Raw genomic sequence first — 17,221 nt, 5'->3', positions numbered from 1 at the left:
TAAGTACGACTTGTTTGATCATCTAATCAGGACGGCCGCACAGTATACCTCGGACATAAAATGGAGGGACTATGAGAAGGCTATCAATAGTCTTAACGTTTATTAGTACAGACATCACCACACAGAAGTTTTTTGTGTCACATTTAGCGAGAGAATACACAACGTTACTTGTATTAGAGGCAGAGGTCATCTCCATCAATTGAGAAGAGACTGCTATCTTCAAGTTCTTAGGTAACAGATTCCAACCGATGAACTGCCCGACAGACTTTACTGCCTCCTTGGCATAGGAAAATCTTTCCTTTGCAATGCTATCATTGGGGTAGTATCTCACCATGACAGTATCGCCATTTAAAATACAATGCTCGTCATCGATGTTCTCAAAGAGAAATTCCAAATGGTGAGTAGGCTCTATCATGCATGAATAATACTTGTAAGAAGGATAATAGAAGAGATAGAAATCAAGTGGATCTTCTTTTGGTAATACTTCTACATATTTCTTCCCCATTTCGTCCGTCTTAGGCATTTTACTTGTCCAAACGTAGAATGATGAAGGGTCAATATCAAAATATACGCAAACAGTATCTTGTAATATTCCATTCTTGTGTATGGCATACCAATTGCCCTTTTCGCACTGTGTATATAGTGCTGGCGCATAATGTTTCTTTCCGGCAAGAGCTCCAGACCCCACGGTGCAATCGTTTCCCGGGCTATATGAATAGGCTATATCTTTGATAAATTTATTACGCATTTCATCTTTCCCCAAATCAAGACAACTAACCTTGTCCCATGTTGTCTTGTTTTTGACTCGCATGTCTGCAAAAATAAGCATATCAGCAGCCATACCCGCTATGCCGGATCCTATGTTAGGAAAATAGATGTCTGCCATACTTATACTATCACAAAAACTGTGACGTACTCTTACCTGAACGCAGTTCGGAGTATAGCCTCGGGACTCTACATCTAACTGTGACATGTCAGCAGGTGAGACAAAAAAAGCAGTAACAACAATTTTCTCCTTCGAATGGATGCAGCCTATGTTATAAAAACTTAGGACCAAAGTAAGAAGTAATATATTAATGGGTAACGATTTCATAATAACATTTTATCAAGAATTCAAACATTGATCTGTCAAGGTCACATTTCCCTTTTAAGTAAGCTTGATTAGCTTTTTTCCCCATAGAGTGTTTTTGGCTTGCACACCCATGGGGACGAATCCCCGTCAAGCGTCCACCCATGCCCTGTCAAAAAGCCGTAGGCTAATCCTCGGTCTCGATTTTCTTTCTCCGTTTGATCAGACTCTTTGCGAGGAAATAGAGGAGGGCTACAGCGACAATGGAGCAGATGCCCACCTTGATGTATTCGCCGTATTCCATGATCTTGTCGTTGAGCATCTCCTCTGGAACCATTGTGTGGAGATACCATCCGAGTGCGGCAAGAATGCAATTCCAGCATCCGGCACCTAGAGTTGTGTAGAGAAGGAATTTCCAAAATGTCATTTTGGAGAGTCCGGCAGGGATGGAGATGAGATGGCGGATGCCGGGGATGAGCCGGCCTGTGATGGTAGCCGCCATGCCGTGGTCATTGAAATAGTTTTCACTCTTCTCCACCTTTTTCTGATTCAGCATACAGAAATGTCCCCAACGGCTGTTGGCGAAACGATAGATAATAGGTCGGCCAAGATAGTAGCCCGCCAGATAGTTGATCGTGGCACCACAGTCAGCTCCTAAGGTGGCGAAGAAAATGACCAGCCAAACGTCGAGATTACCAGCGGCAGAGTGGTAGGCAGCCGGAGCAACTACCAACTCAGAGGGTACCGGGATGACTGTACTCTCAAGCAACATTAGCAGGAAGACCGTCCCATAGTTGAGGTTTCCAAGCAGTGAAGATAAAAAATTCATAATGGTGTTTCTTGCGTTATGTATTTGTCAATCGTTATTTCATTCAGTCTTTCAGCTCTTCATACGGCATGGTGCCCATCTGCGGATGCTGCAAGGCATAAGTGTAGTAGTCGGTGGCACTCAATTCTTGCGGAAAGAGGGTAGAAAGAAACGAGGACGCGGCCTCGGGATCAAGTTCTACAGTGTGTTTCAAATCAGCGAGAAAAGCTCGGCGGTCGCCAAGCTCATGGTCGCACAGCGTAATAAACGCCCAGCCTCCGGACCACGATCCTTTGTCGACATGGTCCACGATTTTGAGATATTGCTCACGGGCATAGCGGATGTATCCACATTCGTAGGCTGCGTAGGCTACGAGCATGGTAACCTGGTCATGGCCTACGCCGGCTGAGGACAGTGCCTGGCCAAAGTACCGCATGGCGGCTCCTACTTGATTTTGTTTGAGGAAGAGGAATCCGCGCATGACGTATAACTCGGACTGGGTCGCTCCTTGACTGTTTTTTATTTTTTCTAGGCATTGCAGTGCCTCGGCATATTTCCCGTCGCTGGAAAGCAGATTGAATTTCTGCCGTAGGATTTCCATGTGGTTGATGCTCTGCGGCGGGCACAGCTGCTCAGCACTGGTAAGAGCCTCAATTGCTTTCTTGCGCTCGTTCTGAGCCATGTAGACCGTGGCTATGCCCATATCTCCAGCTTCATTGAGTGGCTGCAGTTTCTTGAACCGCTGATAGTATTTCAGTGCTTCGTCGTAGTTGCCCAGTTGTACGAGCCCATTGGCTTTGTTGAGCACCGCGTCGAAGTCATCGGGGTCGATGGCCAGAGAGAAGTCACTGCTCTCGATGCTGGCCTGTAGATGGTGCTGGGCAAACTGCAGTGAGGCAAGCTGATTCCAATAGCCGTTGGCATAGGGATCCTCGTCGATAAGATGGTTGAAGATGTGCTCACTGCGCCGAAAGTCGCCTTGCTCCATGGCTATACGGCCTTGCAGCTCTTTGTAGTCCAGGGAATCGGTGTCGGTACTTTTGGCAAGCCAAAACTTGGTCTGCTTGATACAGGAATAGTCGGCAAAGAGCGTGGCGACATCGAGATAGTAGTCCTCAAGATCGTCTTCGTCGACCTCAGCCTCCTTTTCCTCCAAATATTTTTCAGCTTCAGTCACTTTTCCGTCAGCGATGAGTATCTCTGCGATGGTGTAGAAATAGTCCAGGTCTCCCTTGTCGTTGATCTGATGGGCATAGGCAAAAGCTTCCTGCGCATTGCCGTTGACAAGAATGGCATAGCGGGCGCGGAAAGCTAAAGGATGCAAGGATCCCGGAAACATATCGATGGTTTTATCGATAGTCTCCAAAGACTCTTGCGTCCTTCCGTGATAAAAATAATATTCAGCAATATCGGTCAAGTCGTCTGCGTCCATGAAGGGGAAGCTGCCCTTGCTGCGGACAGCCTCATACTGTTGGAGCATCTCCTTGAACTCTTTGCTTCGATAGAAATTATCGCTCAATCGTGTATTTTCCTTCTTTGGTTATTTCTTACTCTGCTTGGCCCATGTATCCTTGAGTCCCACAGTCTTGTTGTAGACCGGTGCAGCCTCAGTGCCGTCGGGGTCAGCCATGAAGTATCCGATGCGCTGGAACTGGAGATACTGTCCCGGCTTCATCTTGGCGGCGAAGTCCTCGACATAGCAGTTGTCGTGAACGTGCAGAGAGTTGGGATTCAGCAGCTCATGGAAATCGCGCTCATCGGCGGATGGATTCTCCACGCTGAAGAGTCGGTCATACTCTCTGACCTCAGCCTTGACACAATGGTCAGCGCTCACCCAGTGAAGCGTGCCCTTGACCTTGCGGTTGGCACCCGGCATACCGCTCTTGCTGTCGGGGTCATAAGTAGCCTCGATCTCGATGATGTTGCCGTCAGCGTCTTTCTTGCATCCGGTGCACATCACGATGTAGGCATTCTTCAGTCTCACCTCTTTGCCCGGTGTCATGCGGAAGAACTTCTTCGGAGCATCCTCCATGAAGTCTCCACGCTCGATCCATAGGTTGCGGGTGAAGGTGATGGTGTGTGTGCCGGCCTGCTCGTCTTCGGGATTGTTGACAGCCTCCATCTCCTCGCTTTGTCCTTCGGGATAGTTGGTGATGACCAGCTTCACGGGATCGAGGACAGCCGAGACACGTGTGGCACGCTTGTTGAGATCCTCACGAACGGCAGCCTCCAGGAGAGCCATGTCGTTGAGCGCGTCGAACTTGGTGTAGCCGATCGACTTGATGAAGTTCTTGACCGACTCAGGCGAATAGCCACGACGGCGCATACCACAGAGAGTCGGCATACGGGGATCGTCCCAGCCGTTGACGAGATGCTCGTCGACAAGGGTGTGGAGCTTGCGCTTCGACATGACGGTATAGGTGAGGTTGAGTCGGTTGAACTCGATCTGCCGCGGGCGGAAGTCGTTGAGTCCCTTGGCAGCTGTGCCGTCGTACTCTTTGAGGAAATCGATGAACTTGTCGTAGAGTGGGCGATGGGGTACAAACTCCAGCGTACAGATGGAGTGGGTGACACCCTCGAAATAGTCGCTCTGTCCGTGGGCGAAGTCATACATCGGATAGCAGTGCCACTTGGTACCGGTGCGGTGATGTGGAATCTGAATGATACGGTACATGATCGGATCACGGAAGTGCATGTTGGGGTTAGCCATGTCGAGCTTGGCTCTGAGCACCATAGATCCCTCGGCAGCCTCGGGGGTATTCATCTGCTGGAACAGACGCAGGTTTTCCTCCACGGGGCGGTCGCGATAAGGACTGGCAACGCCTGGGGTGGTCGGCGTACCCTTCTGCTCAGCGATCTGCTCAGCGGTCTGCTCGTCGACATAGGCATTGCCCTGCTTGATCATCCAAATGGCGAAATCCCACAGCTTCTGGAAGTAGTCCGAGGCATAGTAGATATGTCCCCACTGGAAGCCGAGCCACTTGATGTCGTTAAGGATGTTCTCGACATACTCGGTGTTTTCCTTCGAGGGGTTGGTATCGTCGAACCGCAGGTTGCAGACACCATTGAACTCCTCAGCCACACCGAAGTCCATACAAATGGCTTTGGCGTGTCCTATATGCAGATAGCCGTTGGGCTCTGGGGGAAAGCGCGTCTGTATGCGCCCACCGTTTTTGCCGTTGGCCAAATCCTCCTTGACGAATTGCTCTACGAAACTCAAGCTATGCTTCTCTTCGCTGTTCTCAGTCTTGCTATTTTCCATAATTACAATGATACTTTTTCTTGGTGCAAAGATAATCATTTTCTATAGATTTTCATTGCTCGGAATAAAATTTATCGATATAAAATCAAAAAAACATTTGCAAATATCAATAAAAAGGATTAACTTTGCACTCGTTATCCTGAATACAATCTTTTTACCTTAGAGAAAGACTAATACCTATTGAGGATTGATGGCACTCGCTGTGAAGCGGGTGCCATTGTTTATTTATGCCTTTTCATCGTCTCTTCACCGTTTTCCCATTGTCAAAACATTGCTAAGAGCCAATAAAAAGACGACCCTTGCGAGCCGTCTTCTTCTATTGTCATGTTCTTGTCTGTTGCTTAGTTGCTTATTTGATGCCTCTGCTGTTGAGGGCGGCGGCATATCGTTTTGCGTTGGCAAGATGTTCCTCATAGGTTCTTGCAAAGCGGTGGGTGCCACTGAAGTCCTCGTTGGCGCACATGTAGAGATAGTCGTGATGCTTCATGTTCAGCACTGCATCGATACCGGCCACCGATGGGATGCGGATAGGCCCTGGAGGCAGTCCGGGATTGCGGTAGGTGTTGTAGGGGCTGTTGATCGAGAGCAGGTTGTTGTAGATGCGCTTGAGTCCGAATTGCTTCCAGGCGAACTTGATTGTCGGGTCGGCTTGCAGCGGCATACCTTCGGGATATTTGGCATCGCGAAGCATCAGCCGGTTGTAGTACATACCGGCGATCATCGGTTTTTCGCCGTTGTTGGCAGTCTCCTCGTCGACGATGCTGGCCAGCGTAGTCACCTGTATGGGATCGAGACGGAGGGCATTGGCCTTGGCCATGCGATCATCGTTCCAGAAGAGATGGTTTTCTTTCTGCATACGCTTCATCAGTCCGTCGACCGAGATATTCCAGTAGATATCATAGGTGTTGGGGATGAACAGTGCGGCAATAGTGGTCGTGTCGTAGCCGTATTGCTTGCAGAAGGCCTCGTCGGTGAAGTCCTTGGCCAACGTGGCACTGTCGACCATCAGTTTTTCACCGAGCTCTCCTGCCAAATCCTGCATGGTTCTCACGCTGGGCACCGTGAGGCTTAATGGTTCCTGCATACCATTTTTGAAATGACGGAAGACGACCAGTGCGCCCATACCCGGTTTGATGGCGTAGCGGCCCGTGCGCACGCGTGAGGTGAGCTTGCTGTGCCGGGCCAGTGAGCAGAAGGCATGATAGCAATGCCGCTGTGAGATGGGCTCCACCTTATTTAATAAGGAGTCGAAATTGTCGTCCTGATCAATGTAGACATACTTGGTGCTGCTCTGGCCGGTAAACGACGTAAAGAAGTAATAATATCCGAATCCGAACAGCACGACCAAGCAGGCTACGGCCGGAAGGATGTATTTTTTCAATTCTCTTGTCATAGTAACTAATCTGTTAAAAAGACGGTGCAAAGATACAGTAAAACACTGAATTGGCAAAACTTTTAAGATACAACATCGTGGAGAAGAATTTATTTTGAATAATTTTATGCTTAAAGTAATGTGTTATCACGAAAATGATTATCTTTGCAAACATGAAGATGTCATTTCAAATCGAATACCGAGCTCCGTTCGGGCAGTCCATGCATCTCTGCGTGACCTACTACAATGCTGAGATGCATCGCCGCGTCCACGACCTGCTCATGCATACCGACGACGGCAACACTTGGGAGGTGGAGACCAGCAGCATGGTGCTCTCGCATTTTCCCATTGCTTACGTGGAATATCACTATCAGGTAGAGGATGATCACGGCAAATGCATCCGGAAGGAGTGGAGTGGCGTACCGCGCGTCTACGCCATCGACGATTCAAAGAACTACATCTTCCAAGACCAGTGGCGCGACCTCTCGCTGCAGCACTATCTGTTTCGATGGACCAAGCGTCCGCTGGCTTATCTCAAAAACATCCCCTTTTTCGACCGGTCCATTGTGTTCCGAGTCTCGGCACCACATATCAAAAGCCATCTGCGCGTGGCGCTGCTCGGAAGCGAGGGACCTTTGGGTGCTTGGAATATGAAGCATCCACTGCCCATGCACTATATCGGTGACGGCGACTGGATGCTCTCGATCAACGCCTACGCCATCAGACTGCCGCTGGAATATAAGTATGTGGTGGTCAGCGACGAGACCCACGATGTCGTGGAGTGGGAGAAGGGCGAGAACAGACGGACGAAAGTCAAGCGACTGGAGTGGGGAGAACAACTCGTCCTGCATGGCGGAAATCTGCGCACCGATTGCGAACTCGTCTGTCACGACGATTATTTCAACAAGGATAACACTATTACACATGAAATTCGAGAGTTATATATTTGATTTAGACGGAACATTGATAGAATCATTACGGGACTTAAAGGAAAGCTGCAACTATGCGCTCCAAAGCTGTGATATGCCGACCCGTACACTTGAGGAGGTGAGAATGTTTGTAGGCAATGGAGTAAAGAAGCTCATGGAGCGCGCTGTGCCCGACGGACTCGCCAACCCTCGCTTCGAAGAGGCTTATGCCATCTTCCGCCAGCACTACCTCCACCACAATCTCGACCACACGGCTCCATATCCCGGTATCATGGAGATGCTCGCCACCCTGCAAGCCAATGGAAAGTCTGTGGCTGTGGTCAGCAACAAGTTCTATGCTGCCACGCAGCAACTGGTTCGTCACTTCTTCTCCGATTATGTCTCGGTGGCCATCGGTGAGTGCGAGGACATCAAGAAGAAACCTGCTCCCGACACCGTGATGGAGGCTCTCCGCCAGCTCCATAAACCCGTCTCCACTGCAGTTTACATCGGTGACAGCGATGTCGACATCGACACGGCCAAGAACTGTGGCATGCCCTGCATCAGCGTCCTGTGGGGATTCCGCGACAAGCCTTTCCTCATCGATCACGGTGCCACTACCTTTGCCGCCACCCCGGCTGACATCCTGAATATTTGATGAGTATATGATTTGCGCCCCGTTTTTGATTCTCGCTGCAAAGTTACGGCACAATCTCTCTGTATCCAAATTTCAGCGTTCTATTGCGGTTAAAGTCTGTGAATAAAAAGGCGTAAGCTTCTTTTTCCCATATTTATGGTTTGAGGGGCGCGTAATTACAATTTGATCAAAGCGAACATATCGTTGCCAGGGGACGAGACTCCTAACTCCCCATTTCTAATTCCTAACTCCCCATGCGTCGCACCGTCGCACCGTCGCATAAGGCCGGTTCTGACATGCGGCGGGGAAATGGCAAGAAATGAGACTATAGAGTAAAAATATATTATATTATTATATATAATAATATTAATTAATATATTAATAATTAGTGTTTTATGTTATTTATATAATCTCTCTTCTTATTTTACGATATTGATTTCCCTGACATGCGATAGCTATAAATGCGACGGTGCGACGGTGCGACACTGCGACGGATGAGGGAGGAAAGAAAATTGCAGAGTTTGAGCGAACCATAACGAAATGAATCTTGAGAATCTCAATCCGCCATGCAAAGCCTCAAGCATCAGCAAAGCATCGCAAAGCCTCACAGCATTGACATGTAAGGTCAGCCAGTGGGTGCAATATGCTGTAAGCAACGAAATCTATGCCAAGCAGTATCGTATAGCCAAATGGCTTATAGAAAAAACGATGTAAAATTGTCGTTTATCTTTTTCTCATTCCCAAAATCGTTCCCATTTTCCCCATACCGTTCCCAATCGTGAGAAAATCGTGATTGGGATTTCTTTTTCCACTACATTTGCACCGTAATCAGTCAGCTGCTGGTTGCGGTGCTTTTTCGTTATGGCTAAGGCTGTTCACGATAGGCACAAACCCGGATAGGTGCGCACCGTCCATTCAACAGAGTATTAATTTTAAATGTTTTAGATGCAATGAAAAAGACGTTCAAAGTAGTTAAGCTCCTCGCCCTTCGTCAGGGCACTTCGGAGCGCACGGGACAGGAGTGGAAAAGCCGCAAGGTCGTGCTCGAATCAACCGAGGCGGTGATGTACCCCGACCTCATCGTGGCCACCCTGCGCGGCGACTGGGCTGAGAACCCCAACTTCAAGGAGGGCGACATCGTGGAGGCTGGACTGAGCTTCTTCGCCCATGAGAAAGACGGGAGATGGTTTAACAATGTACGAATCATAAAAATTGAGAAACGATGAACAACGAGTTGATTAATTTCCATCATGAGATGTTCGGTGATATCCGGGCAATAGAAAAAGACGGGGAACCGTGGTTCGTGGGAAAGGACGTGGCAGTGGCATTAGGGTACGTGAATCCGACAAAAGCCGTGAATGTCCACGTAGAGGATGATGACAAGGAGATGGGTTCCCAAAACGGAACCCCATCCATCAAAGACTCCTTAGGCAGAACACAAAATCCTATATTCATCAACGAGTCGGGTCTCTACTCCCTCGTCCTCTCCTCGAAGCTCCCTTCTGCCAAGAAGTTCAAGCACTGGGTCACCGCCGAGGTGCTGCCCTCCATCCGTCGCCATGGGGCTTATGCCACGGCGCCGACGATAGAGAAGATCATCGCGTCTCCGGAGTTCGGCATCGCACTGCTGAAGAATCTCCAACAGGAGCAGAACATGCGACGGGAGGCTGAGCAGCGGGTGAGGAAGCTGCAGCCTTTGGCCGACTACACCGCCCTGATCCTCGCCTGCCCCGAGACGGTGAGCGTCTCGCAAGTGGCGCAGGACTATGGCATGTCGGCAGTGGCTTTCAATCGTATCCTCAACCGCGCCGGCATACAGTACAGCGTCGGCGGACAGTGGGTGCTCAATGCGGCCTACAAGGACCAGGGACTGGTGCAGAGCTACACGTTCAACTACCGCCACACCGACGGCACCGACGGCTGCCGGATGTACACACGATGGACGCAGCGCGGCCGTCTCTTTCTCTACGACATTCTTAAGAAAATAGGTATCATACCGATGATTGAAAAAACAAATGACTATGAAGATTAATTTGATATTATCCGACGACGACTACCGTCGCATCCTTGCCACGCCGAAGCGTGTGCGTGGCACCATTTGTCAAAACTCGCCCAAGGAGTTCTGCTTCCGGGCCTACAGTGAGAGCAACGAATCTGAGCAGTTGCCCAAGCGACAGTTCAAGACGAAGCACTCCACGACCACGGTCAACAGCAAGCGCATCCGCCTCTATATGAGCATTCCGCGCGAGGAGACCACCGACCCGGCCGAGATCATCTACGACGAGGTGGACGATGCCGCGAGCTTCGTTGAACAAAATATGGAGGAATAAGGTGGAACCGTAGGGGCGGGGTTCATCCCCGCCCTCACCCCAAGAAACAAATGAAAACGCCATGATTGGTTGCCATTCGGGGGTTAAGGCTGATTGGTTGCCATTCGGGGGTTAGGGCGGGGATAAACCCCGCCCCTACATCAAAACCGTGGTTAGGGCGGGGATAACCCCGGCCCCCACATCAAAACCGTGATTAGGGCGGGGATAAACCCCGCCTACATTCAAAACAATAAAATATGTTCGATTACATCTCAAATATTCGTTCGCACCATACGGTGCCATGCACCGCCGAGATTCTTCACACGGTGATGCGCTCGACAGTCGTCGGCCAGACCTGCGCCGAGATTGCCGACTGTCATGAGCAGCTGCTACGGGGCGAGATGAGCCGCGAGGACTTCGAGACGAAGAAGTCGGAGCTCAAGCGCCGTCTCCCCGCCTTCTGCTTTCACGCTCATTTCAAGAATGGACGACGGCTCAATGCCGAGGCCGAGCCGTCGGGATTAAGCATTCTCGACATCGACCACATAGGAAGGCACTCCGAGGTAGGCCTCTCCCCGGCCCTCCCCGTGGGGGAGGGAGAAGAGCAGCCTAAAGAGCAACCCAAGGAGCAATCAAAGGAGCTGTCTAAAGAGTCTGTGACGCTGATGGAAACGCTCAAGAGACATCTTTTCACTTGCACGCCCATCACTGATGAGAAGACACTCGCAACCTTGAAGCGGTTAGGGATTGTTCTTATTCATAAGACTCCGAGCGGTGAAGGTCTTCGTCTGGTCTTCGTCATTCCCCAGGGCAAGGGACTTGTGGAGGCCCAGCAATGGCTGGCGAAGCAGATAGGCTTAGCGGCTTTTGATGAGGCTTGCAAGGATTTGGCGCGCTGCTCGTTTGCAGTGCCAGAAGAGTATGTGCTGTATTGCAATGAGGAGGAGATGTTCAAACGGCCTCACGCCCGGCAGCCTCACCCCCAACCCCTCTCCAAAGGAGAGGGGAGTGATATGCTTCAAGACACCCCTGCATCCACTAACAACGCGCCAGCCATAACGCCCGCAGAACATTCTCAGCCTCACCCCCAGAGTGATATGCTTCAAGACACCCTTGCTTCCACTAACAACGCGCCAGCCATAACGCCCGCAGAACATTCTACGCATCAGCCTCACCCCCAGAGTGATATGCTTCAAGACACCCTTACTTCCACTAACAACGCGGCAGCCATAACGCCCGCAGAACATTCTACTCCCCTCTCCTATGGAGAGGGGTTGGGGGTGAGGCTCCTTTTCGTCTTCGACCTCTGCCGTGAGCAGGCGGGGCTGAAAGACGTGGACATCAACTCGCGCGGCTCCCGCCACAACTCGCTGCTTGCCATCCTCAGTGTCGGTGCCGCACGACTCTTGTCAGAGACTGAGGCCATGGCCGTGGTAGCCCAGCGGATGCCCGACTTCTATAAGGAGCCCGACTGCCGCCAGCTCATCCACGACTTCTACGCCAAATATCACGACGACTCGAAGATCATGTCAGCCACCGTACAGCGCATCAACGCTCGTGCCGAACAGCTCGCACAACAGCAGCAGGGCAAGGACGAGAAAGCCCACGACGACGAGTGCGACGACGAAGCAGAGACCTCGGAAACAGCAACGCCCGCCAATCCAACCAATGCTGAGTCGACCATCCCTCCCATCCCTGGACTAAAGCAGAGTCTCACGGGAGTGCCGGAGCAGATGCGGATGCCCGCCCTCTGTGCCCTGCTGCCGATGGCTGCCGCCTATGCCGACGACGTGACCTTCCGCTATTGCGACGGACGTGAGCAGCGGCTCGGACTGATGAGCATCGTCGTGGGTGAGCAGGCCTCGGGCAAGAGCGTATGCAAGGACATCATCGACCTGTGGCGGCAGCCCATGGACGAGGACGACGAACAGGGACGCCGCAAGGAGGACGAATGGAAAAAGAAACGCAAGAACCGCCGGGCCAACGAGAAACTCGACCCCGAACCGGAGGTATTGATACGCGACGTGCCCATCACCATCTCATGCTCCACGCTCCTCAAACGACTCAAGAACGCCCAGGGCCATACGCTCTATTCTTTCTGCTCGGAGCTCGACACCCTGAGAAAAACCAACGGAGCGGGCTCGTGGTCGTCGAAATACGACATCTACCGCCTCGCCTTCGACCACGACGAGTGGGGTCAGGACTACAACAGTGACCAGGCTGAGAGCGGAATGGTCAGCGTGGGCTACAACTGGACAATCCTCGGCACCTACGGAGCCCTCGGCAAGTGCTTCAAGGGCGAGAACATCGAGAACGGACTCTCCTCGCGCGTCATTGTCAGTGAGATGCCCGACTCCGCCTTCGCTCCGATGCCCACCTTCCAAGACCGGAAAGACCGTGATGCCCAGGCCATCCTCGATGCCGTCGGCACCCTGCGCGCCAAGCACGGTTTTGTCGACACGCCACGGCTGCGCAAGGCCATCGCCCAGTGGGTAGAGGACAAACGTCAGCAGGCGCTCCAGCGCATCGACCGGGTGATGGACACCTACCGCCGACGTGCCGCCGTCATCGGCATGCGCTGCGGCGTGGTGGCGTGTTTGCTGTCGGGAGAGATGGAGACGAAGCACGTCATCGACTTCGCGCTGATGATGGCCGAATACGTCCTTCAGGAGCAGTGCCGACTCTTCGGCGACGTCCTCCGCAAGCAGTATGCCGCCGACGCTGACGACACCCGCCGCAACTCGAAGAACCGAGCCGTCTTCGACCGACTGGCCGACACCTTCACCTCCCACGACATCCTTGCGCTGAAAACGGACATCACCGATTCCACCGCACGGAACATCATTCGGCGATGGCATGAGGCCGGATGGGTGGTTCCCGTGCCAAGACAGAAGGGAGAAAAGAGCAGGAAATACAAGAAAACGAAAGCGCAACCGTCGCAGTGTCGCACCGTCGCACCGTCGCATTTATAGGTATCGGAAGCCCCTCTCTAACTCTCCCCAAGGGGAGAGGATCGCAAAACCATCAAAACCATTCAATTGTTTAACCCATTAAAAAAATCCCTCCCTCCTCTTTGGTAGGGCTATTCTCCTCCCTTTCAGGGAGGCCGGGAGGGTCTTGTAATCATGATAGAACTCCATCTGAAACGCATCGCGAAGCGTCCGACCTACACCATCGGTCGCCTCAGTATCCGCCGCCGTGAGCGCGGAACGTTCACCCCGTGGACTTATTTCTGTGACACCCTTGAGCCGCATTGGGTCGACTTTCACCACGGCGGCCGCAAGACCAAGGGCAAGACCGCCATCCCCGAAGGCCGTTACCCGATAGTGGTGACGATGAGCCCACGGTTCAAGCGCTGGCTTCCGCTGCTCGTCGGCGTGCCCCACTACAGTGGCATCCGCATCCATAGCGGCAACACCTCCGCTGACACCGAGGGCTGCATCCTCGTGGGCCGCAACACCGAAGTCGGCAAAGTCACCGACAGCCGCCGCACCCTCTACCGTCTGATGCAAGTCATCGACCACCGCGACGAGGGCGAGCCCGTGTTCATCGAAATAGAATGAAATAGAAAGAAATAGAATAAACGTTCTTATCGGTTTGCCGCAGTCACGCAATGAGGCGAGGCTGCGGCAATTTTTTATCTCTATTTAGAGAATTGCAGAATGGGGGGGAGCTAACCCAATCACCACTTTCTGAACAGCTCGAAACCGAACTTGCACCTGACTTCGTCAATGCGTCACCCTGAATCGAGAATAAGTTTTTGGAAAATAGTCACGTACAGACTTTAGCTTCTCATGGAGCGTAAGCCTGTACATGATTTTCTTTTTTCGTATCATCTGGAGATGGCAAGGCAATATGAGTCAGGACAAAGACATTGACTGTCTGCCGGGCTGTTAAGGAGGGATATCATTCCATAATTCGTAATTGCGTCACCATCAATTGCTGAAATAAGGTTATAACTAACTGATAATCAATGATGACACTTCATGCAACCAAAGATGTGATGAAGTCAGGGCTGCGACGGATGATCATCCAAGTCCGGCGACTGTCAAGATCAAAGTTTCGACATGCTTAATGATTTTTATGAAAGAGAAATGATCATTGCAAGAGATTTTTTCGTATTTTTGTAATCAAAGAAAAATCCAAAATCATTTGCTATGACAAAAGCCATCATCTCTTACTACGGTCACAGCTGCTTTAAGATAGAGGCAGAGAACTCGTCGGTTGTTTTCGACCCCTATGAATGCGGCAGTGTGCCAGGGTTGCAGTTGCCGCGTGGCATCATTGCCGATGCCGTCAGTTGCTCACATGAGCATGGAGACCACAATGCGGCGCATCTTGTCAAGACAACCGGGCGGAAACTGAATTTTCAACTCCATAAGCTCACCGTTCCGCATGATCACCACGACGGGGCGCATCGGGGCTTGTCGGACATCACCTTCGTGACATTGCCCGGCATGACCATCGCGCACCTTGGCGACCTCGGTCGGCTGCCGACGAAGGCCGAATATGCCGAACTGGAAAAGGCCGACGTGGTGCTGCTGCCTTGTGCCGGATACTTCACCATCGACTCCAAGGAAGCTGCTGAGATCATCGGCCACCTGAAACATCCGTGCCTCAAAATACTTATGCATTTCCGAGAAGGGCAGCGAGGCTATGACGTGCAGGAAAACATTGACGAGATAATGGGGGACATCCAAGGAGTAGAGAGACTGAATAAAAGCACGATGTCGGTCAACTCTGATGATATTCCGGACAAGATCATCACGCTCGAACCCGCACAATGAATATGAGCTCTTATACTTTCTGATTGCTTGCAGCCTCCAGACCGCAAGCGTCAGAAGATAGAAAATCAGCAACCATTAATCTTTACACTGTTATGATCATAGACAATTTGGAAAATCTGATGTTGTATGCTCCGCTGAACCCGCTTATCGAAGAGGTGTGGAAATTCATGCAATCACATGACTGGAAGAATATGGCCAACGGGCATTATGAGCTCATTACCAATCGTCTTTTTGTCAACATTGAAGACGACCCAGGCAGAACCAAAGATGAAGCCGTCATAGAGTACCATCGCAGAATGATAGACATTCAAGTGCCGTTGAACCGTAATGAGATTTACGGCTACGTTCCGGTAGGCGATCTCCCCAACATTCCCTTTGACACGGAGAAGGATATTGCCAAGCAACCCAATGCCTGTCCGCGTGGCTATATGACGTTGCGGCCTGGCGAGTTTGCCATTTTCTTTCCGCAGGACGGCCACGCCCCATGCATTTCGGAAGGCACTATCCACAAGGCTGTCTTCAAATTGTCTGTAAACGGATAGTATATAAGTGCTCAACTTCATGGCCGCCTGACGGAGGCGGCTACCCCTTAGTACGGTCTTTAAAAGAAAAAGATATGAGAAAGATTGTTTTTATTATGATTCTTGCGCTGGTCACATTGCTGGCCGACGCACAGACAGCATTGAAAAAAGTTTATGATGAAAAGATAGATCCGATGGAGCAGATCGACAAAGCACTCGCTGACGCCAAGGTTGCGCAGGGCAAGAAGTTCGTGATGTGTCAGGTGGGTGGCAACTGGTGCCCGTGGTGCCTTCGCTTCGCCGACTTCATCACCAACGACAGTGACATTGCCAAGGTGGTGTCGGATAACTATATCTACATCCATGTCAACTATGACCCGCGAAAGTCTGGTGGTGAGCAACAGGCCAAGGCTGCCAAAGATTTGATGAAACGGTTGGGAAATCCCCAGCGTTTCGGCTTTCCGGTGTTTGTTCTTCTCAACACCGACGGCAGTGTGCTTCATATACAGGACTCCAGCTTTTTGGAAGAGGGCAAAGGATATAATAAGGAGAAGGTGCTGCGCTTCTTCAAGGCTTGGACACCGCTGGCTGTGAATGGGAATGCTTAATCGGGGGGGGCGCTACACCGCTACACCGCTACACCGCTATATAAGGCCGATACCATTATCGGAGGGTGATCCAGTTGAGTTCGCTTCCCGTGGCAAAATCCTGCTCATGCAAAATAATACGTCTCTTTTGAGAAATGTAGCCTAATCCTTGTTTTATTTGAAATAATATTTGTACATTTGCAACCGATATACAAATCTTGCATCTTCGAGAGAGCAATCTCACGAGGGTATTAAATCTAACAAGGACAACTATGGAAGGAATCTTTAGAGACGAAATAGAAGTACGGCAGATCGACAAGTTCTTCTGCGCTGAGATGGGGCGGCAGATCCATCGCTATATCAAGGCTATGCATGGCTCTCTGACCATGATGGAGAAGTTTGAGGCACGCTTGCAGCAGCTTGATATTCCGAATCGAGAGGATGCCATAGCACGCTATATCGACTTGAACCGCAAGGTGATCACATCTCTTGACTGGAGAATGCTTCTGGCCAGATCGATTGCCAACTTCTGCGACTCCTATCCCTATTTCCGCAGTATGATAGCCGATGAAAAGACGATGAAGTTCTATGTCGAGCGCATGAAAAGCAAGTATATCCGCTATCATCAGGTGTTTGAGCAAAATGGAAAATACGGCATCAAAGACCATGAGGGCAATGTGCTCTTGGGTGCCCACTACGACTTCCTTCGCACTCCCTACGTCTATGTTGACGATTTGACTATGATGCCTATCATCGCTGAAAAAGATGGAAAGATGGGACTCGTGCTCCCTGACGGCTACGACACGGTGGTGGTGCCTTTTGAGTATGACGACATCTCTCTTCGCGACGAAGAACCATGGTTTGAACTGACTAAATCGGGTACTACAACATTGTGGCCCGAATAAAAAAGTATCGATGAAATCGGGTAAAATTGCGGCTTTAATAATTTTTATATTTCTTC

The 17,221-nt window shown here is 50.8% G+C and carries 17 protein-coding genes; 12 read left to right on the top strand and 5 right to left on the bottom strand.

Going from position 1 to position 17,221, the window contains the following annotated elements; translation table 11 throughout:
- Window positions 1-22 precede the first annotated feature (22 nt).
- The 5 genes from FYJ73_RS11815 to mltG form a co-directional block, all read right to left on the bottom strand.
- A complete protein-coding gene (locus FYJ73_RS11815; RefSeq protein WP_154534927.1) occupies window positions 23-886 on the bottom strand; it encodes a hypothetical protein in 864 nt (287 codons plus the stop codon).
- A gap of 370 nt (window positions 887-1,256) precedes the next feature.
- Window positions 1,257-1,898 carry a DedA family protein gene (locus FYJ73_RS11810; RefSeq protein WP_154534926.1) on the bottom strand — a complete coding sequence of 214 codons (642 nt, stop codon included), beginning with the start codon at window positions 1,896-1,898 and terminating at the stop codon, window positions 1,257-1,259.
- A gap of 43 nt (window positions 1,899-1,941) precedes the next feature.
- Window positions 1,942-3,396 (bottom strand): tetratricopeptide repeat protein, encoded by a 1,455-nt coding sequence (locus FYJ73_RS11805; protein ID WP_154534925.1) that lies wholly within the window; start codon window positions 3,394-3,396, stop codon window positions 1,942-1,944.
- Between the two features lie 21 nt (window positions 3,397-3,417).
- Window positions 3,418-5,139: a glutamine--tRNA ligase/YqeY domain fusion protein gene (locus tag FYJ73_RS11800; RefSeq protein WP_154534924.1), complete on the bottom strand. Its 1,722-nt coding sequence runs from the start codon at window positions 5,137-5,139 to the stop codon at window positions 3,418-3,420.
- A gap of 349 nt (window positions 5,140-5,488) precedes the next feature.
- Window positions 5,489-6,532 carry an endolytic transglycosylase MltG gene (gene mltG / locus FYJ73_RS11795; RefSeq protein WP_154534923.1) on the bottom strand — a complete coding sequence of 348 codons (1,044 nt, stop codon included), beginning with the start codon at window positions 6,530-6,532 and terminating at the stop codon, window positions 5,489-5,491.
- Window positions 6,533-6,690: 158 nt separating this feature from the next.
- Between mltG and FYJ73_RS11790 the strand changes: the two genes are divergently transcribed.
- The 12 genes from FYJ73_RS11790 to FYJ73_RS11730 all read left to right on the top strand — a co-directional run bounded on the left by FYJ73_RS11790 (window position 6,691) and on the right by FYJ73_RS11730 (window position 17,165).
- The gene (locus tag FYJ73_RS11790) at window positions 6,691-7,461 is read left to right on the top strand and encodes a carbohydrate-binding module family 20 domain-containing protein (protein WP_235899350.1); all 771 of its coding nucleotides are present in this window, start codon (window positions 6,691-6,693) and stop codon (window positions 7,459-7,461) included.
- Window positions 7,436-8,077 (top strand): HAD family hydrolase, encoded by a 642-nt coding sequence (locus FYJ73_RS11785; RefSeq protein WP_154534922.1) that lies wholly within the window; start codon window positions 7,436-7,438, stop codon window positions 8,075-8,077. The genes FYJ73_RS11790 and FYJ73_RS11785 overlap by 26 nt, the downstream gene beginning before the upstream one ends.
- A 519-nt stretch (window positions 8,078-8,596) precedes the next feature.
- Window positions 8,597-8,770: a hypothetical protein gene (locus FYJ73_RS11780; RefSeq protein ID WP_154534921.1), complete on the top strand. Its 174-nt coding sequence runs from the start codon at window positions 8,597-8,599 to the stop codon at window positions 8,768-8,770.
- 236 nt (window positions 8,771-9,006) lie between these two features.
- Window positions 9,007-9,282, top strand: coding sequence for a DUF3127 domain-containing protein (locus FYJ73_RS11775; RefSeq protein ID WP_154534920.1), 276 nt, complete (start codon window positions 9,007-9,009; stop codon window positions 9,280-9,282).
- Window positions 9,279-10,088, top strand: a complete 810-nt coding sequence (locus tag FYJ73_RS11770; RefSeq protein ID WP_154534919.1) for a BRO family protein — start codon at window positions 9,279-9,281, stop codon at window positions 10,086-10,088. Before FYJ73_RS11775 ends, FYJ73_RS11770 begins: the two co-directional genes overlap by 4 nt.
- Window positions 10,078-10,386, top strand: a complete 309-nt coding sequence (locus tag FYJ73_RS11765) for a hypothetical protein (RefSeq protein ID WP_154534918.1) — start codon at window positions 10,078-10,080, stop codon at window positions 10,384-10,386. Before FYJ73_RS11770 ends, FYJ73_RS11765 begins: the two co-directional genes overlap by 11 nt.
- A gap of 236 nt (window positions 10,387-10,622) precedes the next feature.
- Window positions 10,623-13,337 carry a BT4734/BF3469 family protein gene (locus tag FYJ73_RS11755; RefSeq protein ID WP_235899348.1) on the top strand — a complete coding sequence of 905 codons (2,715 nt, stop codon included), beginning with the start codon at window positions 10,623-10,625 and terminating at the stop codon, window positions 13,335-13,337.
- Between the two features lie 153 nt (window positions 13,338-13,490).
- Complete coding sequence (locus FYJ73_RS11750) at window positions 13,491-13,928, top strand: DUF5675 family protein (protein WP_154534917.1); 438 nt, start codon at window positions 13,491-13,493, stop codon at window positions 13,926-13,928.
- A gap of 594 nt (window positions 13,929-14,522) precedes the next feature.
- A complete protein-coding gene (locus tag FYJ73_RS11745) occupies window positions 14,523-15,152 on the top strand; it encodes an MBL fold metallo-hydrolase (protein WP_154534916.1) in 630 nt (209 codons plus the stop codon).
- A gap of 92 nt (window positions 15,153-15,244) precedes the next feature.
- Window positions 15,245-15,694 (top strand): NanQ anomerase/TabA/YiaL family protein, encoded by a 450-nt coding sequence (locus FYJ73_RS11740; protein ID WP_154534915.1) that lies wholly within the window; start codon window positions 15,245-15,247, stop codon window positions 15,692-15,694.
- 74 nt (window positions 15,695-15,768) lie between these two features.
- The gene (locus tag FYJ73_RS11735; protein WP_154534914.1) at window positions 15,769-16,281 is read left to right on the top strand and encodes a thioredoxin family protein; all 513 of its coding nucleotides are present in this window, start codon (window positions 15,769-15,771) and stop codon (window positions 16,279-16,281) included.
- Window positions 16,282-16,532: 251 nt separating this feature from the next.
- Complete coding sequence (locus FYJ73_RS11730; protein WP_154534913.1) at window positions 16,533-17,165, top strand: hypothetical protein; 633 nt, start codon at window positions 16,533-16,535, stop codon at window positions 17,163-17,165.
- Window positions 17,166-17,221: the final 56 nt, after the last annotated feature.

This window comes from Hallella mizrahii, from assembly GCF_009695775.1.
GTDB lineage: Bacteria > Bacteroidota > Bacteroidia > Bacteroidales > Bacteroidaceae > Prevotella > Prevotella mizrahii.
Note: the sequence above shows the minus strand (reverse complement) of the source record. Positions and strands in the feature narration are given on the sequence as shown.

Coding starts and splice junctions, on each gene's coding strand:
- FYJ73_RS11815 (WP_154534927.1), bottom strand. CDS start 886: ATGGCAGACATCTATTTTCCTAACATAGGATCCGGCATAGCGGGTATG.
- FYJ73_RS11810 (WP_154534926.1), bottom strand. CDS start 1,898: ATGAATTTTTTATCTTCACTGCTTGGAAACCTCAACTATGGGACGGTC.
- FYJ73_RS11800 (WP_154534924.1), bottom strand. CDS start 5,139: ATGGAAAATAGCAAGACTGAGAACAGCGAAGAGAAGCATAGCTTGAGT.
- mltG (WP_154534923.1), bottom strand. CDS start 6,532: ATGACAAGAGAATTGAAAAAATACATCCTTCCGGCCGTAGCCTGCTTG.
- FYJ73_RS11790 (WP_235899350.1), top strand. CDS start 6,691: ATGTCATTTCAAATCGAATACCGAGCTCCGTTCGGGCAGTCCATGCAT.
- FYJ73_RS11785 (WP_154534922.1), top strand. CDS start 7,436: ATGAAATTCGAGAGTTATATATTTGATTTAGACGGAACATTGATAGAA.
- FYJ73_RS11780 (WP_154534921.1), top strand. CDS start 8,597: ATGAATCTTGAGAATCTCAATCCGCCATGCAAAGCCTCAAGCATCAGC.
- FYJ73_RS11775 (WP_154534920.1), top strand. CDS start 9,007: ATGAAAAAGACGTTCAAAGTAGTTAAGCTCCTCGCCCTTCGTCAGGGC.
- FYJ73_RS11770 (WP_154534919.1), top strand. CDS start 9,279: ATGAACAACGAGTTGATTAATTTCCATCATGAGATGTTCGGTGATATC.
- FYJ73_RS11765 (WP_154534918.1), top strand. CDS start 10,078: ATGAAGATTAATTTGATATTATCCGACGACGACTACCGTCGCATCCTT.
- FYJ73_RS11755 (WP_235899348.1), top strand. CDS start 10,623: ATGTTCGATTACATCTCAAATATTCGTTCGCACCATACGGTGCCATGC.
- FYJ73_RS11750 (WP_154534917.1), top strand. CDS start 13,491: ATGATAGAACTCCATCTGAAACGCATCGCGAAGCGTCCGACCTACACC.
- FYJ73_RS11745 (WP_154534916.1), top strand. CDS start 14,523: ATGACAAAAGCCATCATCTCTTACTACGGTCACAGCTGCTTTAAGATA.
- FYJ73_RS11740 (WP_154534915.1), top strand. CDS start 15,245: ATGATCATAGACAATTTGGAAAATCTGATGTTGTATGCTCCGCTGAAC.
- FYJ73_RS11735 (WP_154534914.1), top strand. CDS start 15,769: ATGAGAAAGATTGTTTTTATTATGATTCTTGCGCTGGTCACATTGCTG.
- FYJ73_RS11730 (WP_154534913.1), top strand. CDS start 16,533: ATGGAAGGAATCTTTAGAGACGAAATAGAAGTACGGCAGATCGACAAG.